The 25,939-nt window shown below is 44.8% G+C and carries 16 protein-coding genes and 2 rRNA genes; 2 read left to right on the top strand and 16 right to left on the bottom strand.

The genetic code is table 11. The features are described from left to right. Positions 1 to 150 precede the first annotated feature (150 nt). Complete coding sequence (locus HY960_12145; protein ID MBI5216492.1) at positions 151 to 1,725, top strand: IS5 family transposase; 1,575 nt, start codon at positions 151 to 153, stop codon at positions 1,723 to 1,725. Positions 1,726 to 1,730: 5 nt separating this feature from the next. Here the strand turns inward: HY960_12145 and HY960_12140 are convergent, their stop codons facing one another. Continuing rightward, positions 1,731 to 1,928 carry a hypothetical protein gene (locus HY960_12140; GenBank protein ID MBI5216491.1) on the bottom strand — a complete coding sequence of 66 codons (198 nt, stop codon included), beginning with the start codon at positions 1,926 to 1,928 and terminating at the stop codon, positions 1,731 to 1,733. Positions 1,929 to 1,935: 7 nt separating this feature from the next. Here HY960_12140 and HY960_12135 point away from each other — a divergent pair, with 7 nt between their 5' ends. Continuing rightward, positions 1,936 to 2,193 carry a hypothetical protein gene (locus HY960_12135; GenBank protein ID MBI5216490.1) on the top strand — a complete coding sequence of 86 codons (258 nt, stop codon included), beginning with the start codon at positions 1,936 to 1,938 and terminating at the stop codon, positions 2,191 to 2,193. Positions 2,194 to 2,424: 231 nt separating this feature from the next. Here the strand turns inward: HY960_12135 and HY960_12130 are convergent, their stop codons facing one another. The 15 genes from HY960_12130 to HY960_12060 form a co-directional block, all read right to left on the bottom strand. Further along, on the bottom strand, positions 2,425 to 6,417 hold the full coding sequence (locus HY960_12130; GenBank protein ID MBI5216489.1) for a hypothetical protein: 3,993 nt from the start codon (positions 6,415 to 6,417) through the stop codon (positions 2,425 to 2,427). Between the two features lie 52 nt (positions 6,418 to 6,469). Further along, entirely contained in the window at positions 6,470 to 6,640 is a 171-nt protein-coding gene (locus HY960_12125) for a hypothetical protein (GenBank protein ID MBI5216488.1), read from the bottom strand. Beyond that, positions 6,624 to 7,082: a PIN domain-containing protein gene (locus tag HY960_12120; GenBank protein MBI5216487.1), complete on the bottom strand. Its 459-nt coding sequence runs from the start codon at positions 7,080 to 7,082 to the stop codon at positions 6,624 to 6,626. The genes HY960_12125 and HY960_12120 overlap by 17 nt, the downstream gene beginning before the upstream one ends. Further along, on the bottom strand, positions 7,079 to 7,327 hold the full coding sequence (locus HY960_12115; protein ID MBI5216486.1) for a hypothetical protein: 249 nt from the start codon (positions 7,325 to 7,327) through the stop codon (positions 7,079 to 7,081). The genes HY960_12120 and HY960_12115 overlap by 4 nt, the downstream gene beginning before the upstream one ends. 290 nt (positions 7,328 to 7,617) lie before the next feature. Further along, positions 7,618 to 7,830 carry a type II toxin-antitoxin system HicA family toxin gene (locus HY960_12110; protein MBI5216485.1) on the bottom strand — a complete coding sequence of 71 codons (213 nt, stop codon included), beginning with the start codon at positions 7,828 to 7,830 and terminating at the stop codon, positions 7,618 to 7,620. Beyond that, positions 7,830 to 8,072: a type II toxin-antitoxin system HicB family antitoxin gene (locus HY960_12105; protein ID MBI5216484.1), complete on the bottom strand. Its 243-nt coding sequence runs from the start codon at positions 8,070 to 8,072 to the stop codon at positions 7,830 to 7,832. Before HY960_12105 ends, HY960_12110 begins: the two co-directional genes overlap by 1 nt. Before the next feature lie 301 nt (positions 8,073 to 8,373). Continuing rightward, positions 8,374 to 8,877 (bottom strand): T9SS type A sorting domain-containing protein, encoded by a 504-nt coding sequence (locus HY960_12100; GenBank protein ID MBI5216483.1) that lies wholly within the window; start codon positions 8,875 to 8,877, stop codon positions 8,374 to 8,376. Between the two features lie 2,025 nt (positions 8,878 to 10,902). Further along, a complete protein-coding gene (locus HY960_12095) occupies positions 10,903 to 11,535 on the bottom strand; it encodes a response regulator transcription factor (protein MBI5216482.1) in 633 nt (210 codons plus the stop codon). Positions 11,536 to 11,568: 33 nt separating this feature from the next. Next, entirely contained in the window at positions 11,569 to 14,802 is a 3,234-nt protein-coding gene (locus HY960_12090) for an ATP-binding protein (GenBank protein ID MBI5216481.1), read from the bottom strand. A gap of 96 nt (positions 14,803 to 14,898) precedes the next feature. Continuing rightward, a complete protein-coding gene (locus HY960_12085) occupies positions 14,899 to 16,626 on the bottom strand; it encodes a DUF1573 domain-containing protein (protein MBI5216480.1) in 1,728 nt (575 codons plus the stop codon). 363 nt (positions 16,627 to 16,989) lie between these two features. Next, the gene (locus tag HY960_12080) at positions 16,990 to 21,024 is read right to left on the bottom strand and encodes a T9SS type A sorting domain-containing protein (GenBank protein MBI5216479.1); all 4,035 of its coding nucleotides are present in this window, start codon (positions 21,022 to 21,024) and stop codon (positions 16,990 to 16,992) included. A 210-nt stretch (positions 21,025 to 21,234) separates the two neighbouring features. Further along, complete coding sequence (locus HY960_12075) at positions 21,235 to 21,867, bottom strand: response regulator transcription factor (GenBank protein ID MBI5216478.1); 633 nt, start codon at positions 21,865 to 21,867, stop codon at positions 21,235 to 21,237. A gap of 50 nt (positions 21,868 to 21,917) precedes the next feature. Further along, the gene (locus tag HY960_12070) at positions 21,918 to 24,989 is read right to left on the bottom strand and encodes a hypothetical protein (protein ID MBI5216477.1); all 3,072 of its coding nucleotides are present in this window, start codon (positions 24,987 to 24,989) and stop codon (positions 21,918 to 21,920) included. A gap of 274 nt (positions 24,990 to 25,263) precedes the next feature. Further along, positions 25,264 to 25,380: ribosomal RNA gene (rrf, locus tag HY960_12065) — 5S ribosomal RNA — on the bottom strand. 127 nt (positions 25,381 to 25,507) lie between these two features. Further along, a 23S ribosomal RNA gene (locus HY960_12060) occupies positions 25,508 to 25,939 on the bottom strand; the annotation flags it as partial.

The raw sequence follows: 25,939 nt of genomic DNA, 5'->3' as shown, positions 1-25,939 counted from the left end.
CTGATTCACATGCTCTCATTATGGTTCAGTAACTAGGGTTCACTGAAAAAGTATGAACACCATATAAATGAAGAACTTACAGTTGTATTGGAAAGGAGAAATGCACGATATTATGGAAAAAGATACCAAAACCCTTGCAGAGCAATATCAATGATTCGTTATCAAAGCCAACATCAACTCACATTTGAAGAATTTCGCACACCGTTCGAAATGAACCTTCCCCGGGAAAACCGTTGGATACAACTCGCACATGCTCTCCCGTGGGATCGTCTCGCGGCGGTGTACTATCGTACGATGTCGGCAACTCAAGGACGTCCCGCAACAGACGCACGCATCGTGATCGGAGCGCTCATCATCAAACATAAAGAAGGATTGAGTGATGAAGACACTCTTCGTTCGATCCAAGAAAATGTGTATCAACAATACTTTCTTGGGCTTCGTCACTATCAATACGAATGGGTATTTGATCCCTCCTTGTTGGTGACCATACGCAAACGCCTCGGCGAACACGAGTTCGATGCAATGGTACTGGAACTCCTTCACCTTGCCGAGAGGTTTTCGACTGATGTCGGAACAGTGCGTGAATCCTCATCTGATGAAGGAACCGATGGACCGTCGTTCCCCACTTCTCCCACGCGTGCAGATGGTGGCTCAGAGAAAACGGGATTGTCAACGAGTTTATCGTCGTCGAATGAAGAGGCGGTACGACAAGAAGCGGTGACGAATCGTGGACTGTTGATTGCCGATCTTACCGTCGCTCCTGCCGATATAGCCTATCCGACCGACATGGAATTGCTGAACCGTGCACGAGAAAAAACGGAAGCACTTATTGATGAGTTGTATGCTTCCCTCCCTGTGGAGAGGAGAACAACAAAACCGCGCACGTATCGGAGGAAGGCGAGAAAGGACTATTTGAAATATGCCAAAATGAAGAAGAGGAGCGGGAAAACGATACGAAAAGCAATACGGAAACAATTGGGATACGTGAAGAGAAACATCAAGACGATTCATGCGTTGTTGGATGTCGTTCCTGAACCATGTTCCTCAGCCGGGCAAACAACGTTGTGGGTGGTGCAAGAACTTTACCGACAACAACAGGAAATGTACACGACGAAGACGCATCGGATCGATGACCGCATCGTGAGTATCGCACAGCCGCATGTACGACCGATTGTACGGGGGAAAGCAAAAGCGCCAACAGAATTTGGTGCGCAAGTATCCTGCAGTGTGATGAATGGATTTAGTCGTATTCATCGCATTGCATGGGATTCGTATCACGAGGCATCAGATTTACCGGCACAAATAGAAGAGTACAAACTGACATATGGATATTATCCTCAGGTAGTGTTGGCAGACAAGAAATATGGGACGAGAGAGAATCGTGCCTACATGAAAACACACAACATCATCTATGGAGGAACACCGTTGGGACGACCGAGAAACGATGGAGAGGGACAAGCGGTGACAAAGGCGGTAAGTAATCTCCGCAATCATATTGAAGGGAAGTTTGGAACGGGAAAACGGAGTTATAGATTAGATAAGATCATGGCGCGACGAAGTGATACGAGTGCAAGTTGGATAGCTGCTATTTTCTTTGTGATGAACATTCAAACGTTCATCAAATTTTTTGTTTCACTTTGCTTAGTGGTACAGGCGATTGTGTACGCGGTGTGGTTGCAACACTCCCGCCTCATCACCTCAAACCTTCGTTTTCATCGTTTGTGACTTTTTCAGTGAACCCTAACTATTTGTTGCTCTGATGTTCGCCTCTTCAACAAACCCTGTTGTTCACATTGGTGGGCAACGAGTTCAACTTTCTTCAGGAGGTATTCAATCCCCTTTTCAAGTTCCATATCTTTTATTTCATTATGAAGTTCGTTCTTCCAATCCCAAACCTCTCTCTGTGCTTTTGAAATATGTTCATTCATTGTCAATATGAATTTGTTATGTTTGAATGCGTTATCGTGTACCAATGTACAGGAAATCAGAGATTCATCAAAAAATTCTTTTACCGATGGAGGAACATTCCTACACCTTGCAGGCATGTTCCTGCAACACTCAGGAACTTCCCTGCGCCGTTCGCATCAGGGCAGTAGTGCAAAGGAAATATCCTACAGCGCACAGGAAGTTCCCGCCGATTTGCAGGCTGTCCCCTGCGTTGTGCAGGAAGTTCCCTCTGACACTATCACTTAGGCTGTACGGTAGAGGAAACGTCCCGTAAGGCGCAGGATTCTCCTTGCACCGTCCGGGACACTTCCTGTACAGTTCAGGCTTTTTCCCGCGGCGCGGGGAGAATGTCCTACGCCGCGCAGGGCTGAGAATGTGGCTAAATTGCTTTGTTTTCGATGGTTGACAGTGAATTACAAAAATTAAAAAAAAGAGCATCGGGGAAGTGCCGATGCTCTTTTGAAAAAACTTTTGTCCTTATCGGACGAACAACATCTTTTTAATATCGGTAAAAGCACCAACTGACAACTTGTAGAAATATACCCCGCTCGGAACATTCGCTGCATCCCACACCACCGATTTGAACCCCGCATCCTGAACTTCATTCACAAGTGTTGCAACTTCCTGACCAAGCACGTTATACACTTTCAATGTTACATTGTAGGTCGAGACGCCGTCTCGACTACCTGACGATTCAGCGAATCGTCCTACATCCGGTAACTGATACCGAATAACAGTTGTCGGATTGAACGGATTCGGATAGTTCTGGTCAAGAGAAAATTCTGTTGGCAGTTCAGAAGTAACGCTTAATTTTAACCTGATTTGAGATTCAGGATTTAAGATTTTCGTGCTTCCATTGTTCTTTAAGTCAATCTTCAAATCGTCTCTACCCGAGCCGTTGGCAATCGTCAATGATGCAATCGTCAATTGCTCTTTCACTTCCCAAGAAATCGTCAACGGATATTCTGCCGATGAAATCCGGATTGGAATTTCTCTTGACTTCCCATTCTCACCAAACTCGACAAATTTGTTTGATGCAAAACGAGCATCGAAAATTCCCGATGGTGGTAGTGGCGGCAACTCGTAACCTTGCGAAGGTTTGCAACCTTCGCAAGGTTCACTCTTGAAATACAACACCTGCCGATTTCCTCTCGCATCCTCAATCACAATCCTATTCGCATTTTCCAATGCCGAATTTACTAACAACTGTTTCCCAAACGCCGCACTTGAGTTCATAATCAACTGACCGCTTGCTGTTGCTTTTATCCAGTAGCCTTTGTATGGCTCTAAAGTATCTGCTATGGAGTAGCCGCGGTTGTATGAGAAGAATGGCAATGAAATAATATCAGAAGGATTTGAAGTTACGTTATTTGCAATAGTCGGGACGCTGAGCGAACCAACAAGATTCCAATCTTGCTCTACTTCTACCACATCGCTTAACCTATTCTCACCTGTTATCGAAACATCCTGTTGCAGAGATGGAAACTTCAACCAATATCCTTTTCCGTTTTCCATCGTGTCTTGAACTTCATAGCCGCCAAGCGCGCTGAATGTAAACGCATGAGAGGATGCACTTGGGAATAAAATATTTTTTCTCCCATCCGTAACCAGATATGGAACAGAGACAAGATTCCATCCTTTGCCATACACAAACGGAAGCGCGGGTTGTTTTGTGATAAGTAAGAGATAACTGATTTGATTGTTTGTAATGACAAGACTATCCGTTGATTTCAAGTCAGTTGTCCCGCCGAATGCATCGAGAAAATTCACAGTACCCTTGTAGGCGTTTGAAATTTGCTCTCCCGACCATCTCAGAATAATTGGATAACCCGAACTTCCCGGATGAACGCTGACTTTATACGTATCAACCTGAGCGGCATCTTCAAAATTTCTGATGTCTATCCACGAACCGGTACCGAAGCGTTCTTCACCTCCTCGAGCATCCACAAAGCGCGCATCGAATGCCTGTGAAAGCGGCGGCGGAACTTCGTACTCACCTTCTGTTGAATCTATTGTTGTTGCTTGAGGATAAACTTCCCAGATTCCGTAGGAGGCACCCTGTCGAATGCCAAAAAATAGTGTACGATTACTCGTTCCAGAGAAGTTACTTACAGTAAAAGAAAGTTTAACTTTCTGAGTCCGATGATTCCCAAAATTCATATCAACGAAATCCTGACCACTATTAAAAATTGTTATTGAATACACTCCAGGGGAAGATGGAAGAGTTTGTTTCCATTGATATTTGATATCTTCATATACGATGTATGTTCCGGTATCAAGATTTGAAAAAGTATATAGTCCGTTGGCATCGGTAACGGTAGAATCATTTTTTGAGCCCGATAATCGAATTAACCAATTTGATAATCCTGTTTCCGTACTATCTTTCATGCCATCGCCATTCAGGTCATTAAACACAACGCCGCTAATACTTCCCAACTTGGAATTCCGGAATCCAATTTTGTATATCTCTCCGTTGATGTAATTCACCGTATCAATTCCTGAAGTGTATTCGAATGGACCTCCATTTATGGTCTTACCCATGCTAACCCAACCGGCTCTTTCTTCCTCTTTGATGAGATACAATCCGGATGGAGCATTAAATACCTCCAATGATTCTGCCGACACTACCTGAGCGACGATTGAATCCTCATGTATCATCCCTTTGTAAAGAGTCAAATGCCATGGTATAGGATTCAAAGATGTAGTGGAGTCTATATGATATGTATAATAAAATTTCCTGACTTCAATTCTTGGATGGACATTGATAAAATCAACCACAGTTGATTGATCATCACTGAGTAGTATTGTGTCTAGTGTTGTCGGTTGTTCGATTGGAATTCTATTTCTTATTTTCCCTAAAGGTTTCCAGTCTAAGCTATCTGCCTCTGACGCGATATACACACCTGCCGATAAATCATTTACGCTAATACTCTCAGAAGTATCCGATGATGCTACTAAAGATTCTGATGATACGGAATCACGGTACAGACGTAAACTCCACGGGTAACTTATTCGGTCTCCCCGTGTTGAAAATAGTCCATCTCTATCCTCAAATTTTCTAATCGTTATAGAATTTAAGCGAGTATTACCAAAATCAATATTGTTAATAGTATCATTGTAATCTAGGAACAGAGAATAAGATTGATTGAGTGGAAACGTTTGTGACCAACCGGATTGCTGTGTTTCGCTGACTGTATAATTCCCGGAATCCAGATTTGAAAATTGATAATATCCGTTTGAATTTGTCAGAGTATAGGTTGATGTTTTTCCAGTGATATTAATGCGCCAATTTGCTAAACCAACTTCATCGGGGTCTTTTATACTATCTGCATCCAAATCATAGAATTTCGTACCCGTAATCAACCCAGGCCATGAATTACACTGCCCGACATCACATGGATATATAGGCGCTATAACATATCCCAAAGTTCCCGCCCCACCGGAAATTTGTAGAATGATTCCACTGATTCTATCAATGACTGATAATACCGGAGGTAACGACCATGTTGAATTGGGGTCTCTCCATGCACCTGTAACGGTAAACCACTTTGATGCATCGTGCATAACAATTGTATTTCCCTCGGCATCAGCCATCTCAATTGCACTCCTCCCGCTTATATTTCTGTATCCAATCACAGTTAAGTTATGAAACTCAACATACATTCCCTCATAACGTTCGCCAGTGCTATATTTTGTACAATAAGGACCGACTGGATTGTATGCGCAGGCATAAAATTGTTCAACACTGTCGATTTTGTTAACAGGAGATGGTATGTTCATTGTACCAACGACTTCAATGGGAATTCCCGGAATAGGTTGGAACTGGGTCATGCTGTTCATGTTACCTGTCGGGAATTCTGATAGTCTCCCAGTTATACGAACAATATCTCCGCGTTGTACATTGAGGAACCCGTCAAGAATATTTTGCAAAGTATCTGTCGGGCTGTTGCATCGCACCCAAAGCCCTCTCCACTCATTATCATTAGATGCTGTGTCATACAATACCATAACAAATCCATTTGCTGTATAACCTATTACTTTGGGCTCAACCACACACACACCGACCACCGTTGCAGTATCATCGTTCGTTGTCGCGCTTTCTACTCTATCTGCGATTTGAAGAGTCCAGCGTGCATAGTCACTCTGTTGGATTGCATCAGCAGCTATTAATGAATCATATGGTACTTCTTGGATAGAACGTATTGTTACTTCGGGGTAAGCATTCCACGTCTTTGTTATACTGTTATATCGTAATAGGTTTTCTGTTTTGTGAATTAGTTTTTCAGGAGAAACACTCACCACCTGCGCCGTGAGTTCTGCGATTTGTGATGTGAGAAGAAAACAGAGAGCAATCAGCAACAAACGTGTTGCGTAGAGTCCGATTCTCAATCGGACATATTGTGTTACATGTCGTCCATTTGCGAAATGGACTCTACCGATATTATTAAACGAAAGATTATGTTTGGACATGGAGTCCTCCTGTTGTGTTGGTTAATTGGTCATTGGTGAAATGGTTAATTAGTTATTCTGTATAAACCATCTTCTGTCGCTTCTTAAATTCCTGCATTGCTCTTTTTACTTCTGCCAAATATGTATCTTTATCGGCAAAATATAATTTTCCCAATTCATCACGTACTCGCCTCATGAAATCTACCGCTTTGAATTTTTCTTTGGTGTTATTGTTTGTCTGCATAAATAATTTCCTTTGGTGTGCGAATATCTATCGTTGAATACCCATACTTTAAGTTTACGGCGTTGTACTGTCTGATGCGAAAAAAATTTACCATGTGCTTGAAGTTCCAACTAATCAAACTTTCAACTTTCAGTGTTGTCGCTATCGCTATGTGTTGTGCATCTGCTTCATACTTGCTTGTTAAGGCTCCCTCAATAATGTATTTCTGTGCAAGGTCAAGTTGTTCATTATCTATTTCTACCAGTTCTAAAAATTCAGAAGGTATGGTTTCGGGTAATCGTTGTACTTTTGCAGGCGCATCTGCCAGTTCTCGCAATGTAACATCCGACAAAACGATGATAAACTTGCCTTCTCTTGCTTGCTCGAAAAATGGTACTGTCCATTCTGCAAATTCTTCATCTTCATAGCCACCCCAAGCAGATGTGTCGGCATAAAATTTCATCGTTGTACTTTTGTGCGAAGTGTTCTCGCATAGGAAGAAGAATCTTTGATATCGTCACGTCCCGACCAAAGACCTACAAGACCGGAACGAAGTAACGCTTTGGCTGTCATGCGATGTTTCTTCCCGTTTGTTCCCGGCAAGACAAGGAGAATCATTTCAACTGTCTGACCTTTTTTACACGGTAAGTTTTTTACAACAAGTTCACCATCTTTTTCGATAACGTGTTGAATTTTGTATGCTTGCATGGAGAGTTCCATTTCTAATTTGTAAAAAGTTAAAGAACATTCAATCAAAAAGCAAGGAAATTACCGTTTGAGATTTGAGATATGCGATTTGAGATGTGAGGAAAAAACAAAGTACCAAGTACAGAGTACGAAGTACAAAGTACGAAGACATTCAGAAGTAGCGATGTTGAACGTGAAAGATTATGTTTGGACATGGAGTCCTCCTATTTGTGTTGGTTACTTGGTCATTGGTGAAATGGTTAATTTATTTTCTGTATAACTAATTTCCTTCGGTAGTACAATTCTCACAATCACTCCCATTCTTCTTTTGATATTCCCGCATGACGTAATATTCGCGCAAGTAAATCGCGACTGATTTCACCTTCGTGAGGGTTCGGGAGAGCGAGTTTGATAGTTCCCCGAACCATGTATTGATGTTTCCCTCCGGCATACGGTCCGCTGAAACCAAGTTCGCGAAGAAAGTAAATCAAATGCTTTCTCTTCACTGGGCCGAATGTTGGCATTACGCTACTTCAAGCTCGACTTGTAAGCTGACCCCTTCGATTTCAGGTATCGGATGTCCCAGCCGTAATCCCAAAACAATCCATCCCTCTAACACTTCCTGAAGTTGTTCACGACATGTTTCCAACGATGATGCATTTGCATACACACCTTGAAAACCGGGAATCTCACCATAGTATGAACCATCCGGCAACAATTCATATCGTGCACGACGCATTGCTGAATGGATATATTGCGTTATCATCACTAATTCCTTAAATGTTCCTGAGCAAAGTAATCAACAACAACATAAAAACAAAGTACCAAGTACTCATAATCATCTCATCCCCACGTTCCCCGCGCCGAATCCGTACAATGTATTCCGTCGGGGTGATAAATTGTTCACGTTCACTTGTCGCAACCAATAAACAAGATGCTCTACGATGCTTAATTGTTCTTTCGGGTTCCGGCAGAACAAATTGCTGTTGAATTCTGAATTTCAGGTAAAAAAAAGCCGACCTCGATAACTCGAAATCGGCTTAGTCAAAGTGGATTAAGGGAGAATCCTACTTTGTCAACAATAATTTCCTTGTGACCGAATACTCACCCATAAGCGCTGCGGCGCCATCACGCAACGGCGTGACTTGCAATCTATAATAATAGATACCGCTCGCATGACCTGTTGCATCCCACGAAACATTGAACGTTCCCGGATGTAAATTTTCATTCACGAGCGTTGCCACTTCTCTCCCAAGAACATCGTACACTTTCAACGTCACCAATCCGAAATCCACAATCCGAAATTCGAAATTCGTCGTCGGGTTGAACGGGTTCGGATAATTTTGTTCGAGCGAAAATTCCGTCGGAACCGGAGAAGGAATTTCTTCTACGGCTAAAACATCGGTAAGCGGATGTTTCCACACTCCGTTGCCGCTTGTTCCGGCATACATGGTTCCATTATGGATTGCAAATGAATACGTGTACGTATTGCTCGGCATATTATTGGAAACCTTTGTCATCGTGCCGGTAAAATTCTTCTGAACGTAAATTCCGCTGTTCGCCCTGCACATGAAAATATTATTTCCATAGATGGTGAGTTGCGTGTGAACGAAACTTGACCAGATTGCCCACGTTTGTCCGCCGTCGGTGGATTTGTACGTTCCGTTAGAATACGCTCCCGAAGCAAACACCGTCGAACCGGTTCCGGCAACCGCGCTCACCTGAAAATACGCAGGTAAACCAGAATCGGCTTTCGCCCACGTCGTACCGTCATCGGTTGATTTGAACACGCCTAATCCGTATGCGTACACCGTGCTTCCGATTTTTACAACATTCCCGACGTTGATAATTGCCGATGCTGTATCAACCTGCACCCAAGTATCTCCGTTATCCGTACTTCTATACACGCGGTCTTTTGTTGTAAGCAATCCGCCGGCAACATCTATTATTGAATTGATTGAACCGTATTGAGGCAAACCATTTCCGACAAGCGTCCACGTTGCGCCGCCATCGGTCGAGCGTTCAAGTCCGTTTGCAGGGTAATCGCGTGCAAAGAGCAACGAACCGTTTGCATACAGAAGCGTCGGCTGACTTGAGGAATCTTTGAGATTGCCGCGAACATTTTCCCATGTCGTTCCATCATCCGTTGTTTTGAAAATGCTGTTCCCGTTCGCATAGAGTGTTGAACCGTCAATCAAAAACCCGCTCATGTCGCGTGCCTTCAAGCCGGTGTTCATTCTCGCCCAGGAATTTCCATTGTCAGTTGATTTATACACACCGTCCGCAACCGTTCCCGCATAGACATCGGAACCGGAAACTTCAAGCGAAAATATTCCCATCAAAGGAAGCCCGCCGCCGAGAATAGTCCACGCCCCGCCACCATTTGTACTTCGATAGACGAATTGAGTTGCGGTTGCAAAGAGGTTCGAGCCGCTTGCACGAATTTCCGAAATGCCGGAATACGTCGGAATTCCATTATCCGCCTGTGTCCACGTGTCACCGTTATTTGTCGTTTTGTAAAGATACGAACCGCCCGCATAAATAGTTGAGCCGTCGAGGTACATCGCGCCATACGTGGAGTAGTCTAATGGTAAGCCGGTGTTTACACCCGTCCATGAAGCGCCATTATCTGTTGAACGAAACATCGTCTGCTGAACATTGTTGTTCGAAGCGCTTGTGAGAATCGTTGAACCATTTACAAGGATACTTCCAACATACGTTGTCGAACCGCTTCCGGGTAATCCTGTACTTGCTGCAGACCATGTCGCCCCGTTATCGGTTGATACGAAAACTCCTTTACCGCTTGTTCCTGCAAAAACATTCGCGCCGCTTACCGCTAAACAACTTACGCCGTTCCCTCCCGGCAACCCCGTTGCCTCAGTCCATGTATCACCGTTATCGGTTGAAAGATAAACGTTGACTGTTCCCGTTGCAATCAGTGTGCTTCCGCTTTTTGCAAACGCAGTCACCGCCTGATAATTCATTCCGTTGATTTTCTGTTCCCATGTCGCACCGCCATCGGTAGAACGAAACACTCCCGCCGCAGAAGTTCCCGCGTAGAGCGTTGAACCATCGGCAAACAATCCCATCACTGCACCGCCTTCCGGCGCGCTAAGTTGCGTCCATTGTGCAATCACTACATTGCTGAAACTCAAAAGAACGATGAAAAAAACTGTAGCAAATTTATTCATAAAAATTCCCTAACATTGGTTGATAAAAAAACAATTGTACTGTATGAATATACTTGTCGGGGTGAGTTTATTCAATGACCCATTTGAGTCATTTTTGTGATTGGAATTGGGGTTGTCTCATAAGTCTGATTATGATGTAGCCGCAGACTTTACGTCTGCGTTTTTAATTTGGAAGGGGCTGTATCAAAAGTCTTTGCTCTTGTCATTCCCGTGCCAACGGGAATCCAGAATCACCGAAAGCGAAATGGATTCCTGCTTTCGCAGGAATGACATCTAAAGCGATTACACTTTAAGACAGCCCCCTACAATAAAATCTAACTTTTAAAACTGCCTCAAGTGAAAAATTACTGTGACTTGGAGGGAGTTGAACTCCCAACCTAAACTATCTGTTGCAACCCCGTCGGGTCACACCCATCCTTCCTTCAACGCCTTCGCCACCGCCTGAGAGCGCGAATGAACATGAAGTTTCTCATAAATATGTTTGATATGATTTCGTACCGTCTCCCGGCTGATGAAAAGCTTGTCAGCAATTTCAAACGTATCAAAGCCCTGAACGAGATGCGCGAGGATTTCCATTTCCCGTTCCGATAAATCATGTTCCTTTGATGGCGTCGGCGCATATTTCCTGAACAAATCAATCACCTTTTTCGCAACATAAGGAGTCATCGGAGTTCCGCCTTGCGCCGCATCCTGAATCGCTGTAAGAACTTGCGCCGGCGGCGTTTTCTTCAATATATATCCATCCGCGCCAGCCATGATTGCTTTGAACACATGGTCGTCATCATCAAACACCGTAAGCATAATGATTTTTGCTGAAGGTAATTTCTGTTTGATGGAAGCTATACTCTCGATACCCGAACGTCCGGGCAGATGAATGTCAAGCAAAATCACATCCGAATCCTGAAGTCGCGGCAACGCCTCTTCGACACTATAGAACGCGTTCACACACGAGAATCCTTCCGTGAATTGCAGGACATGACTCAGTCCTTCCCGGAAATCGTCGTGGTCTTCGATGATGGTAACGTAAATCGGCTTCATGTTAATTCAAGATGTGAATTTTCTCTCCGCCAATCAATGACTCGTTTGCGTTATTCTTGTGACAAGCCGGACTGTCGTTCCTTTACCTTCTTCCGAAACGATGGAAAACTCCGCCCCGATTTCTTCCGAGCGTTTCCGCATATTTCTCAATCCGTTTCCGCTCATCGTTCTTCTGTTTGATTCATCACCGCGAACAGTTTCAGAAAAACCTTTTCCATCATCCGCAACAATCAACTCCAACACTCCAGACTCCATTACTCCATGAATCCTAATTAATGTTGCTTCCGAATACCGCACCGCATTCGTGATTGCTTCTTTGAACACAAGGTAAATATTGCGTCGTACTTCATCGGGCAAAGAAACCTGAATGCTTTTTCCATCGAGCGTAATTTCATATTTGATGTTGTTCGCTTTGCAGAGTTCCGTCGTCAGCAATCGGATGCGGAGAATCAAGCTCTCTAATGTATCGTGTTGAGGTGAAACGCTCCAGACAATATCGCTCATTGCCTGCTCGGCTTCGTTCAACAGCGAACTTGTCCGGTTGAGAAATTCTTTCGCCTGGTGCGGCGCTTCGGGTAGTTGCCGCTTCACCGACTCGATAAAAAATCCCGCACTCCCGACTGTTGATGCAAGGTCGTCGTGCAAATCCCGCGCAATCCGTTCACGCGTTTTCTGCCTCTCTTCCTGAATTGCTTTCTCTTGTTCGAGCCGTGCAATTGTCCGTTTCAGTTTCTGCGTCGAGATAAACCGCACCGTTCCGCCGAACGCTCCCGCAGTCAACACAATCACCAAACCAATGAACCATGAAGTTTTCCAAAAGGGAGGAGGAATAATAATTCGTATTGACGCGCCTTCTTCGTTCCACACGCCATCGTTGTTCGAGCCGCGAACACGAAAGACATATTCTCCCGGGTCAACGTTCGTGTAATTTGCCATGCGTTGCGTTCCCGCATCCACCCAATGCTCATCGAATCCTTCAAGCATATAGTTGTAGCGGTTTTTGCTTTGCTCGGTAAAATCGAGCGCGGCAAATTCAAACGAAAAAAAGTTTTCCTGATAACTCAACGTCAGTTCCTTCATGAATCGAATTGGCGTTTCAAAGTTCACCGGTTCATTAAATTTCCTGAACGCTGTAAGGATAACCGGCGGGACATATTCATTGTCTTTAATTTCCCCCGGAAGAAATTCGTTGTACCCGTTCACACCTCCGAAGTACAATCGTCCGTCTTTTCCTTTCAAAAATGCGTTCCGGTTGAATTCATTGCTTTGCAATCCGTCGTTCACATCGTAATTGCGGAACTGTAGCGTCGCGAGATTCAGCCGCGAAATTCCCCGGTTCGTACTGAGCCAGAAATATCCATCCACATCTTCCAACATTCCGTAGCAAACATTATTCGGCAAACCCTCCTTCTCGGTGAAATGTTTCGGCTCGCTTCCATCGTTCGGGAACAGAAACACGCCGTCGTTAAACGTCCCGAGCCACATCCGTTGCTTGCTGTCTTCTGCGATAAAACTCACCGGCCGCTTGCCGATATTTTTTTTGTGTGAGATGTATTTCTCGGTCTTCGTGTCGAACGCGAGCAACGGACTCGTTCCAAGCCAAAGTACGCCATTCGAATCGTTGTATCCCGCCGTGATAAAACCATTCACCCATTCCGGCGAACCAAGCGAGTATGGAAATGATTTCACTGTTCCGTTCTGTACGTCAATTTTTTCGAGCGCTTTGTCGGTTGTAACCCAAACGATATTGCCCGACTGTTCCGGATAAATGCTTCCTGCGTACTTACTGCTCAACGAATATGTCGAAGAAAGATTGACGCCAATCCTCCCGAACTGCTTCGTGTCGGGATTGTACGAACCGACTCCATCATCCGTCGCGAACCAGAGGACGCCGTTTCCATCTTCCCGCACCGACCACGCCGTGTTGTTCGGGAGAGAATTTTTATTGAGCGGCTCATACGTAAACAGTTCCGTTGTTTTTGTTTGCGGCTCGAACATCAGCACGCCGGCGCCATGCGTTCCGAACCACAACCGACCGCGGCTATCTTCAAACAAGGAAATGATAAACTTCGTCGGGAGTTTGCTCATGACAAGATTCATCGTTTCGGTCTGTTTGAATTTTTGTTTCGATGGTGAAAAGCGGTCAACGCCTTTTCCCCACGTCCCGAACCAGAGCGTCCCCGCGCGGTCTTCGATGATGGAAAGAATCCGGTTCGATGCCGGACTCGACGGGTTCAAATTATCATGCAACAGGTGAACAAACGAATCGTTTTGTTTATCATACACGTTCAACCCGCCGCCGTCGGTTCCAATCCAGAGTGTTCCGCGCTTATCCTGATACACAGGACGAACGACGTTGTGCGAAAGAGAATGTGCATCACGGGAGTTGTTCATGTAGCGCACGAAATGGTCTGACGTTGCATCAAACCGGTTGACTCCGCCCCCTTCCGTTCCAAACCACATTCTCCCTTCATCATCACACAATATTTTTTGAATAAAATTATGGCTGAGACTGTGCGGGTCAGACGGAATATGTTTGAAATGACGAAACGCTCCCGTTCGTTTGTCGAACATGTTGATGCCATCGTCTCTCGTTCCAATCCACAAATTTCCATCGGTATCGAATGTGAGGTTTGTGAGATAACTGCCATGAAGTCCGTTTGCATCTGTCGGAGAATGAACGTACCGGTTCAGAATTTTCATGCGTGGAGGCGATGCAGGGTTTTCCTGCCGTGCGAGAAATTGATAGAGTTCGCCGCTTGCGGTTCCCACCCACAGTTCATTTGTCCGGGCATCCTGAACAACGGCGGTCGGAGAAGAGACCGGAACGTTCGTCTTGTTCTCGGAAAGAGAACCGTTGTAATGAACAAATCGTTCGTGTGTCCGGTCGAACCAATCAAGTCCGGTAATCGTGCTGACCCAGAGATTCCCCGCGCGGTCTTCAAACAACGCGGTGACATAATTATTTATCAGCGACGACGAATCGGACGGAGTATTTTTGAACACGGTGAACGAGTAACCGTCGTACCTGTTCAACCCGTCCGCCGTCCCGAACCACATGAATCCCTCCTTATCCTGAAGAACACAGAGGACAATACTTTCCGAAAGCCCGTCTTCCATTCCAAGATGGTCGAACTTGTAATTTGATTGTGCGGAAACTTGATTTGTAAAAAGGAAAGAAGCAACAAGCGCAACAAAAAAGAGAGAGACAATCGAGCCGATTCGTCTTCTCTCGTTATGAAATTCTATGTTCCGCTTTCTGCGCACGGTATGAAACTAAGGATTTGCGGGGAGAAACTCAAACAAAAAAGCCCCGCTCTTAGTGATAAAAACGGGGCTGAGAAATAATCTTGTTATGTTCTGTCAGGGATTTGTGAGAACCAATTTCCCATTTGCATTTGCTTTTACCCAATATGCGCGTCCCGGTTGAATAGTTGTTGCCTCAACATAACCATTCTCAAATCCAAAATATTTCGAGGTAACTATTCCTTCGGGGACGTTGAGAATAGATTGAACAGTCACCGGATGCGAAATCGTCCCGATAAGATTCCATCCTGCTTGCACATCAATCGTATCGCTCGTAATAACAACACCTGCTATTTTTGTTGTAGCGGAGGAATTGAACTTAAGCCAATATCCTCTTCCGTTTAGTATTGTATTCGTTTGTGTATAACCCGAACCTTGCTCGTACTGAAACGCATCGGTGAGAGCCGAAGGGAACAACGCCGTTCTTGAATTATCCGAGACAAGACGGGGATTGGATATCAGATTCCATTTCTCATTCACTTCAACAAATGTCGTATCAAAATCAAGCGATGTTCCTCGCACAGAAACTGTATCAGCAAATGGAAAGACATCGTGTGTAAAAATAATGTTTCCGGATTTCTCGCCGGGTGTCACGGGATGAAATGTTATTATCACGTTCGCAGTGCCTCCGGCAGAAACAGTTACGTCATTCATATTAGCGGTAAAATCACTATTATCCGAAACAATGGAAGAAACGGCAAGAGGCAATGTTCCGTTGTTTTTGATTTGAATTGTGCTTTCAAATTCACTCTTGTTATTGATTGAGCCAAAATCAACCGTTGTTCTTGAAAGGTTGCATGATGTGAACGAACCGTATTTAAGAATCACTCCATTGTCGCCTACTGCCCATCCATGTTGTACATCGGTGAACAGTATCTTGTTGAGATGTTGTGTTGTCCCGGTTAATTCGGTAGTCCACGTTGTACCGCCGTTTGTTGTGTGCAGAATTGTTCCGCCATTTCCCGCTACGTACCCCTCGTTCACTGATAGAAAATAAACGCTATTTAAATGTTGTGTAGTATTGCTGATTTGCTGTTGCCACGTATCTCCGCCATCAGTTGTTCTCCATATATTACCATTAGTGCCAACCACCGTTCCATACAAAGTATCGAAAAAAAACATACGGCGAATACTTACCGGCAGGCTGTCCACCACACTCCAGTAACTCGTTCTTGAACTATTCACCACAGTGTCCCTGTCGTGTCGTAAGATTAGTCCATCTCCGGTGGCGGCAATACAAAATGTTGTATCAACATAGTTGATATCGTCCATAATTTTATAGAACCATTGGTTGTTGACTAACGGAAAATAAGAAAACCATGATACACCTCCATCGGTTGTCTTGCTAACTGAGGAATATGGATTACCTCCAAAGTCATACCCTCCTCCCGCAATGATACCCTTCTGCGAAGTAACAAACGACAATGATGGATAATCAGCGCCATGCATTGCCATTTCAAACCATGATGCGCCACCATCTGTCGTTCGATATATATTTCCGCATCCAGCATCGAAACATTTTCCACCATCTGCCGCCATCGCGATTGAAGATGAAGAATATACAACGGAAGAAAGAGTATAGGTCGTCCCGCTTGGAACCTGTGTCCATCTTGTTCCTCCATTTATCGAACGTAATATAATTCCGTTGTTACCAACTGCAACTCCGGAAAGTGTATCAAAGAAACTAACCGAATTGAGTTTCATCGAAGTTCCGCTTACCTGTAAAGCCCATTTCGGTTGTGCTGAAACAACAACGATGGTGACAAATAAAGAGCACGTAAGCATGATTATCTTAGTAGATAGTTTCATAAGAAGACCCCAATAATTTGTGTATCTAATTAATAATTAACTGCCCAAGTCTAATAATTTTTTTAGAAATTGTCAAGTAGTTTCAAAAATATTTTTAATAGCCTGCTAAATTCAACAAAAAACCCTATCCTGAAAGAATCAAGATAGGGTTTCAGACTAATTTTTAGCAAAGACCCATTCGTATAAATCGTAACAAGAACAAAAAGCCCGCCGTTCTGATATTCTCAAAACGGCGGGCTTTCTCTTTTGTTGTGAATCGTTAGTTGGTGTTTGCTGAAGTAGTGATTGGTTAAACAAAAATGGTTATGAACCCACTACTCACCATTCACGAATCACAAATCAACGAAGGAGCAACATTTTCTTAGCGTCTGTGAATGTCTGAGCAACTCCTTCTTCATCTTCCGATTCCACCGTGAGGCGATAGAAATAAACACCGCTCGGAAGGGTACTCGCCTCAAACAGGAATTCGTATTCACCCGCTTCTATTGCTTGACGATTCAATACTGTGGCAATCTCCTGTCCGAGCGAATTGTACACTGTCAACGTCACCAATCCGAAATCCGAAATTCGAAATCCGAAATTTGTAGTGGGGTTGAACGGGTTCGGATAATTCTGATAAAGCGTAAACTCGTCCGGAACTTCCGTAAAGACAATACCGGACGTATGAACAACCGGCTCGATGGACGGGTCCTGAACAAGGAACTGAACTTCCTCTATTTCACGCACGCCGGTAAACCGGAGTTTCCGGTAGAACGAAAGCGTATCGTTCGCGCCGCTAAATGCCGAATCAATCTTCCGGATGACGCCATACAACTCCGCCGCGCTTCCGATTTTCTCGACGTTCCCGTACGTCATAAACGTATCTGCCATTGCGGAAATTTCCCCCACCGTCTTTCCGTCGAACCTGCTTCCGCCTTCCTGAAATTTCAGTTCGCCGAATCCGAGCGGAGTTTTTTCCATCTTGCTTGCAATGATATTTATTTTCAATGCAACAAGTTCCGCAAAGAGTTTGTTACTTTGCATCTGTGGCGGCAGTTTTTTGTACGCGCCAATCATTTCCCTGCCGTTCGCCAGCGAATCGAACCAGCGTGGCAAACCGTTGTGCTGTACCCCGCGTGTGCCGGGTAAGAGCGATGAAAGGAGGTCGGCAGGTTTTTCAAATGCAACCCACGCCACTCTCTTTTCTTTCGGGAAACTATCCTTCACACCGATGATGAGCGGGTTGGATTTCGAAAACGGGTATTCAACAAAAAGTTCTTCCCGAAGGTTGGCAGTGTTCGGCATTGCCGCGCCAATCACCTGAGACTCCGGAAACTTCGTGCCGTTGATAACTCCAAGCACGCCTTCCGTCATCCTCTCTTCATCTTCATTCCAATCAACCAGATTGGCAACCCACCACCATCGTTTCACTTCTTGTCCTTTTGTTCCAAGATTTATTCCTTTGATGACGGCAAAATTCCCGAATGCAATGTCGCCTTCTGAAAATGTCCAAATCCTCTTCGCCTTGTTGGCAGATGTTTTTCCAAACGGCGAACTGCTGACAAGTTCACTTACCGCATTTTTGAACTCGACGACAAGCGCATGAGCGGGATTACGCGTCGGGTTATTATTTTCAAAATGGAATTCCCAGTTCGAAACCGTTTCTTTTCTCTTCTCCGCTTTCTTCGCTGTCAGATTTTCAGGTATGAACGAACGGAATTTCTCACTGTTCCCGACATACGCTTGAACTTCGATACGCGAATCTCCCTCGCCGTTATGGAGAAACTCGATTGTTCCCTGCCTCGCTCCGTAAATTTTTCTTGAGGGATTGTAGTAGACCGTAAACACTCGTGATTCTCCAGCCGCGATGGAAGCGGAGAGCGGGCTAATGGTGATATCCGGATCGGAAATCTGTACGCCGGAGATTTCCAAAATTTCCGCGCCGATATTTGTCACCCGTACCGTGTCAAATGTTCTGCCGCCGCGACTGACCGTTCCAAAATTAAGCCGTTTAGGTGGGATAAATGCAGCCGGTTCTGTTGCATAGAGTTTCCGCTCGAACGTGCTTCGTCCGAACGTTCCGGCAAAGACATAAAAATTTCCGTCATGATATGATATATCAATATCTAAGATTCGAACCGCTTCCGGCATCCCCGTATTCCAACGATACCAACTTGCGCCCGCATCATCCGAAGCAAACGCTCCCTTATCCGTCCCGACAATGAGATGGTCGGTATCAAGCGGGTCTTCGAGAATGTCGTTCACCGGAAGATAATCCGGTAAATTACTGCTGATATCTGTCCACGTCTGACCTTTGTTCGTCGTCTTCCAGACCTGCCTGAAGGGGGAATTCGCCAAAACGTAGGCAGTTGCCGATACTTCAATGGATGTGCGCACTTTTTTAATCGTCGAATTCGGCAAACCGATACCAATATCTAAACGCGACCATTTTTTCGACGATGAATCGTACGCAAGTCCGGAAAGCCGGTCGTTAGCGCTGCCATCCAACTTGGCGCCTTTGTTCGGAACGTAAATAAAATTGTCCCCGTAATTCACGTCAAAGTGACCTGCAACGCCATAAGAATTTGTCCCTAACACCATCGTCCAGTTATTTCCCCGGTCTGTGCTCATATAAATATAATGCCCGGCATTAGTAAAAATTTTCGACCCGGAAGTTTTCGAAGGAACGATGTACGTTCCCCAAAAATCCTGCTTCCGATGATTCGTGTCTATTCCATAATTGATTCCAGCCCACGACGTTCCTTGGTTATCCGATCGGACACGCCAGTAAGGATCAGAATAATTCAGAACATGATAGATAATCGAAGCGGATGCAGGATTAAAGGCAACATCAATTCCGTCGCCTTGCTTCCGGTAAATCCAATCATCGGGAAAATCAGGATTACTGCCGATGATACCGTTATCCTGCGCTCCACCGTATCGTACTTTTCCTCCGAATGTTTCTATCGCAACATTATAAAATTGAGTAATCGGCAGCAACCTATTAACGTTGGAATTCCATGTAACGCCTTCATCCGAGGTTGTGAAGAATCCACCATCATTACCGACAACAAATGTGTTAGCGTCTTTGTAGAACAAAGCATGATTATCCGGATGCACAATCCACTGCCCGGTGTTCGTTACGCCAACCTGATTCCACGATGAACCGCCGTTCGAAGATCGTAACAGCCATACACCGCCTAACCAAACGATATTTGCATTGGTCGGGTGAATTGCAACAACGTTATTATACCGTTGTTGTGCCAGATAATTCTTTTTTCCGTTTGTCAGCGCTGATGGTGGTGGTGTAATGTTTGTCCAATTGCCGCCTGCGTTAGTGGTTTTGTAAACACCCATAACCGAATCTCTGAATTTATCCCCGATTTGGACATACGCTGTTGAAGGTGAACTTTTCGAAATTGCTACAGAAATTCTTCCTACTGCTACATGCTGAGAAGTGGGCTCCTCTCCAATGGGAACGTCCGAAACAGGCAAGTCAGTCACAATGCTCCAGTTCAGACCAAAGTTGGTAGATTTTGATACTCTGTCCCCGGGCGTGCCCATTAACATAAATGTTCCACTTGGATTAGTTGCTACGTCGCTGATGCTTGCATAACCGACTTGTTTCCATGTATCGCCTTTGTCCGATGTTCGATATAATCCTTCGTTACATGCAACAAATACAATATTGTTGTCCCACGGTGCAACTAAAATTTTTGAAACGCGTTTCGGCGTATCATCCATATTATCAATCACTAATGGTTCCCAGCTCGCACCACCATTTGTTGAACGATACACACCGGTTCCCGGGAATCCCTGATACTCTCCGGTGCCGAGATAAATTCTGTCAGCATCCGACGGGTCAACCGCGACTGCGCCAATGGAAAGCGACGGAAGTTTTTCTGTCAACGGGACAAAGACAAATGCCGCCTGCGCCCAGAGTCCGCCTTCTGCCGTTCCCACATAATATCCTGTTGAAGGATGATAATCAATCGTTGTAATTCTTCCGGAATAATACACAGGCGGGTCCATATACTCGTTACGCACTCCCCACGGACCCTTTTGCACCCACGGCGAGTGAGACATCGCCAGCCGGGAAGATTTTCCTTTTTTACCGATGCGTTGGTCTTCGGTGGGCATCGTCTGAATCTGTTGAGCGGCTTGCTTTTGCAATCCCGGTTCATATTCCTTGTACGGCGCGTACCAGTCCTCAAAATATTTTTTGAAGACGTCGGCTCTACCGTTGTATCCTTCTTTCTTTTGGAGAGATGACGGCTGAACATTCTCCGGGGTGTTGCTGTCGAAAAGTATTTGCATCAAGCCGAACGAAAAAAATAAGATGACCGGAAGAGCAAACACCAACAATCGTGGTGATTTTGTAAATGTGGTTTTCATAAAACCTTTTCTATGTATTATTGATAAAAGAGCAATCGAAAAAATTCGATGATTGAATTATACGATACAAATGTACCCAAAATGAAGCATTGAAAAACCTACCCGTTTCGGTAGTTCGTCTCAATGAAATATTGAAAGATTATATAAAGCGGTAGGTTGACCTACCATTGTATTGAAAGGAGGAACGCAATACGGAATGATTCGAATCGCTCAGACAAAGCGATGCCGCAGTGCTACAGCAACCGCTTCCGATTTTGAAGTAACGTGGAGTTTTCGGTAAATATTTTTGATATGAAAATGAACTGTGTTGACAGAAACAAACAACGCTTCTGCAATGACTTTGTAACTGTTTCCCTGAACAAGATGCTGTAAAATTTCCAATTCACGTTGTGAGAGGTCGAATTCGTCGCTCGATTTTCCGTGCGAGCGCTGAAACATCTCCAACACTTTTCTTGAAATTGCGGGAGACATCGCCGCACCGCCGCTATGAATTTCCCGAATTGCTTGCAGTAATTGAACGGGCGGCGTTGTCTTCAACAAATATCCGTCTGCACCGGCACAGATTGCTTCAAACACGCGCTCGTTGTTTTCATACACCGTTAGCATGAGAACTTTGATGTCGGGAAATTTTGATTTCACCAATCGAACACCGGCAATTCCCGACATTCCCGGCAAACCAATATCCATCAGCATCACATCCGGTGTGTCGCTCTCAATTCCTTCAAGGGCATCCTCACACGACGAATATTTTCCAACGCATTTAAATCCTTCGGTTCCTCCCACGAGCGCGGCTAATCCTTCGCGTACGCCGGTATCGTCTTCAACTAAAGAAATAAAAATCATTCTAACGGCTTTCTTACCATGATACAAGGTATGGAAAAACACATCGCTGTTCAACTACCCGAACGGGTAGTTCCTCGCGTACGCACGACAAGCGGCACATCGAGCCGAATCATCGTTCCTTTGTCAGGAAGCGAATCAAGTACAAATATTCCTCCGATGACCGACGTACGCTTGCGCATATTTTCAAGTCCGTGACCTTTCCGGTTTTGTGTCTCATTAATTCCTTTGCCGTTATCTTTCAGTTCGATAACAAGTCGCTTGCCTGAAAGAGAAAGTACAAATGAGATCGTTGAACACTGAGAATACTTTACAGCGTTGTGCAATGCTTCTTTCAGGATGAGAAACAATTCCTTCCTGATTTCCGGAGTCAGTTTGATTTCTTTCAACGTCGAATTACAATCCACAGAAAAACGAATCTCCGTTCCCTGAAGAAGACCTCCGACAAGTTCCTCAATCCTGTTGATGAGGTCGTTCACCGTGTCATGCCGCGGGTCAATGTACCAAACGAGTTCGCTCATTCCTCCGATGACCCGGCGAGCCATCGTTCCGATTTTCTCCAGCATTGACTCTATTTCAGCATCATGTATCCGCGTTTTAATGACTTCAGAAAAGATTGCAATCTGTGTAAGGTCAGCGCCAATATCGTCATGTAAATCCTGAGCAATTCTTCTTCGTAGGTTCTCCATCTCGATAATTCTTTGAACGCGAATTCGATACACACTATACAAAACGGAACCTACGCCAATCAACGCAATCATCATAAACCACCATCGCTGCCAGAACGGAGGAAGAATCACAAAAGAAATTGACGCGGGTTTCTCGCTCATCAGTCCGTCGGAATTGAGAGCGTGTACCTGAAAGCGATATGCTCCGGGGGCGAGACTTGCAAAGTTGACCGCGCGTTGTGTTGTTGGAGTACTCCAGTCCGTTTCAGCGCCATCAAGTTTATACTGATACTTGAGAATTTCACCGATGCCAAACCCGATACTCGAAAATTCAATCGCTATGTTATTCTCATCCGATTGTAATTCAAATCCGGATAATTCGCTTTCTCCCAACTCGGAAATGGCTTGTCGAACTCCTGCGATAGTAAGACCATCAATTGAAATGGTTGGGGCGCTGTTCGAGACCTCTTCAACCGGTTCCAACCGGGAAAGTCCCTGAAGCGTTCCGAACCACAACACATCGCTCTTGTCTCGAAAGGCAATGTTTAATGAATTGCTTCCAAGCCCATCTGCAACGGAGTAATGTTTTATTTGTCCCGTTTCGGGATTAAGCCGGTCTACACCCTTACCTGTTCCGATATAAATTCTCCCCCACCTGTCTTCGGTAATACATCTTGCCTCGTTACTACTTAGACCTTCGCGGGTTGTATAGTTGATAAACACAGGCTTGGTAGCAGTAACATCATCAAGCCGTCTCACTCCGCCCAGGGAACTTGCAATCCACAAACGATTTTTGCTATCAAGAAACATTGCACGAATCAACCCTTCGGCCGCGCCGAAATGCGATGGGAAAAATTCAAACGAATCATTCCTCACACGAGCCAATGTTCCCCCGTATGAACCAATCCATAAATTTCCCGAACTATCTTCGCAAAACGCTGTCGGCGCAGAATATTCGAAACCCTCGTATGTGGGAAACCGATGAAACGTTTCTGTCTTTCGTTCCCATCGCGTCAACACACACGCGAGGTTATCAAGAGTACTAATCCAAATGTTGCTCTTGTTGTCCTCGTAAAGTCGAAATATATCATTCCCTCCCAGACCATCTGCCGTTGTATACACTTTGATTGGTGTTACAGTTGCAAGTTGTTCTACCGTTTCAACTTTTGGATATCGAACTACACCCTGTGCTGTCTGAATCCACCATTCCCCGTTTCTATCCTGAAGGTGTGTCTGATACCAACCCCATCCAAGGTTTTGAATTGTTTTCGGCAGATTAATTTTCGTTGCCTGGAATTGCATCCCATTAAATTTGTTGACATAACTCGCCAGACCGCTAAGTACACATAATTCTTTGTACTGATTTTCAAAGATTGCACCGATGCGTTCAGAACTAAGCCCGTCTGAAAGATAATATGTTGTAAATCCATTCAAGGCGAGTTTCATCGCGCCGCCACTTTCCGTCCCGAGCCAGAGATTACCCGCATTGTCCTCTGTAATTGCCGAGACCCCGTTATCACTAAGTCCGTTTGCTTTAGTATATGTTTTAACAACTATCGGTTTCTCTTCCCGGTACTCAATCGTACTGAGCCCGCCCGTGGTCCCAACCAATAAGATATTTCGTTTAGAAAAATAGAGCGTGTTGATCCAGCTATTCTGCAATCCATCTTTCGTGGTAAATACTTTCCGCACCTGAAACCGGGCCGCTTTCTTATCGAACGACAGATAACATGCCCCCGCCGGAGTTCCGACCCAAATATTATTTCGGTCGTCTTGTGTTATTATTTTGATGCCATTCGTAGGAAGCCCGTCTTCCATAGAATACAGTTCGATGTGTCCGTTGCTCTGGCGGCAATACAATCCATCTTCGGTAGCAACCCACAGGTTTCCCTTCTTATCAAAGAATACAGCAAGTACATTGTTCGATTTTTCCGAACGAATTTGATTTCCGAAGTCAATCCGTTGTGCTACATAATTACCCCGTAGAAGTTCATATTGATAAAGTCCGTCTGTGGTAGCACACCACATTCTTCTTGCGTTATCTTCAATAACCGCATTGACTCCAAGTGCGGGTTTGTTCTTGTTCAGATAATGAACGGAAAAAAATTGAATCGAATCTCCAGTCCCGGAAATTCCTTTTGGAAAGAATTCACACAAACCGCCTGCCGTTGCAACCCAGTATTTTCCGTCACGGCTTTCTAACATATCGGAAATAAATCGGTGGGGAAAACCATTTCTTCCTGTGTAATTGTAAAAAGTATAACCATCAAAACGGGAAAGTCCCTCCGAAGTACAGAACCATATACGCCCGCGAGAATCCTGAACCATCTTGACAACAAAATCACGCGCTAATCCATCGGCGGTCGTGTACACTCTTAAGGGAAGTCGTTCGGCAAACAATACTGTTGCTGCAAGAGTGAAGAAGAAAAAAAGGAGAACTGTTAACCGATAGAACATGACGTTTTAATAATGATTATCTGACGGTTTACAAAATAGTAAAGCAAAGTATAGAATTCAAAATTGCAGTAGAAGGTAATTGAAAAATCCCATGCTGAAATAAATCGAGATGGGATTTTCAAACTAAATTCAAGGTAACAACCGGATTGTATCCCGCCCTGGCGGGACTTACGCGTCCTTACATGTACAGTAGTCCCAGTACACCTGCCTTTACATCTTTATCAACAACAAAAAACCCCATCCTGAAAAAAACAAGATGGGGTTTAAACTAAATTCCTGGCAACGACCTACTCTCCCGTGCCCTTACAAGCAAAGTACCATCGGCCCTGCGGGGCTTAACTGCTCTGTTCGGAATGGGAAGAGGTGTTTCACCCGCGGCATAGTCGCCAGAAAAAATCTTAGAAGAGTCGCCCGCGAAAAGCGGGACAACTTCACAATCAAATAATTCAATCCAAAATGTTGATGCAGTTGCCTGTCAACATGAGTTCTCTTTGGGAACGGGTGGAATCTTGTGTATCAATAAAAATTATTGGTTAAGTCTCACGACCTATTAGTACCACTCGACTCAGGTATTACTACCTTTACATCTGTGGCCTATCAACGTAGTCATCTTCTACGGGTCTTAAGTGGCATAAAGCCAGGGATATCTAATCTTGGGATGGGTTTCGCACTTAGATGCTTTCAGCGCTTATCCCGACCGGACGTGGCTACCCTGCGTTTGCCACTGGCGTGACAACAGGTACACCGTAGGTCCGTTTACTCTGGTCCTCTCGTACTAGGAGCAACTTCCCTCAAATATCCTTCGCCCACATAGGATAGGGACCGAACTGTCTCACGACGTTCTGAACCCAGCTCACGTACCGCTTTAATTGGCGAACAGCCAAACCCTTGGGACCTTCTCCAGCCCCAGGATGCGATGAGCCGACATCGAGGTGCCAAACCTCGCCGTC

The sequence above is a fragment of the Ignavibacteriota bacterium genome, assembly GCA_016212665.1.
Lineage (GTDB): Bacteria > Bacteroidota > Ignavibacteria > UBA10030 > SZUA-254 > FW602-bin19.
Note: the sequence above shows the minus strand (reverse complement) of the source record. Positions and strands in the feature narration are given on the sequence as shown.

Excerpts from the sequence above, each read along its gene's own strand:
- HY960_12145 (MBI5216492.1), top strand. The coding sequence starts at position 151 with ATGATTCGTTATCAAAGCCAACATCAACTCACATTTGAAGAATTTCGC.
- HY960_12140 (MBI5216491.1), bottom strand. The coding sequence starts at position 1,928 with ATGAATGAACATATTTCAAAAGCACAGAGAGAGGTTTGGGATTGGAAG.
- HY960_12135 (MBI5216490.1), top strand. The coding sequence starts at position 1,936 with ATGAATTTGTTATGTTTGAATGCGTTATCGTGTACCAATGTACAGGAA.
- HY960_12130 (MBI5216489.1), bottom strand. The coding sequence starts at position 6,417 with ATGTCCAAACATAATCTTTCGTTTAATAATATCGGTAGAGTCCATTTC.
- HY960_12125 (MBI5216488.1), bottom strand. The coding sequence starts at position 6,640 with ATGCAGACAAACAATAACACCAAAGAAAAATTCAAAGCGGTAGATTTC.
- HY960_12120 (MBI5216487.1), bottom strand. The coding sequence starts at position 7,082 with ATGAAATTTTATGCCGACACATCTGCTTGGGGTGGCTATGAAGATGAA.
- HY960_12115 (MBI5216486.1), bottom strand. The coding sequence starts at position 7,327 with ATGCAAGCATACAAAATTCAACACGTTATCGAAAAAGATGGTGAACTT.
- HY960_12110 (MBI5216485.1), bottom strand. The coding sequence starts at position 7,830 with ATGCCAACATTCGGCCCAGTGAAGAGAAAGCATTTGATTTACTTTCTT.
- HY960_12105 (MBI5216484.1), bottom strand. The coding sequence starts at position 8,072 with ATGATAACGCAATATATCCATTCAGCAATGCGTCGTGCACGATATGAA.
- HY960_12100 (MBI5216483.1), bottom strand. The coding sequence starts at position 8,877 with ATGTGCAGGGCGAACAGCGGAATTTACGTTCAGAAGAATTTTACCGGC.
- HY960_12095 (MBI5216482.1), bottom strand. The coding sequence starts at position 11,535 with ATGAAGCCGATTTACGTTACCATCATCGAAGACCACGACGATTTCCGG.
- HY960_12085 (MBI5216480.1), bottom strand. The coding sequence starts at position 16,626 with ATGCTTACGTGCTCTTTATTTGTCACCATCGTTGTTGTTTCAGCACAA.
- HY960_12080 (MBI5216479.1), bottom strand. The coding sequence starts at position 21,024 with ATGAAAACCACATTTACAAAATCACCACGATTGTTGGTGTTTGCTCTT.
- HY960_12075 (MBI5216478.1), bottom strand. The coding sequence starts at position 21,867 with ATGATTTTTATTTCTTTAGTTGAAGACGATACCGGCGTACGCGAAGGA.
- HY960_12070 (MBI5216477.1), bottom strand. The coding sequence starts at position 24,989 with ATGTTCTATCGGTTAACAGTTCTCCTTTTTTTCTTCTTCACTCTTGCA.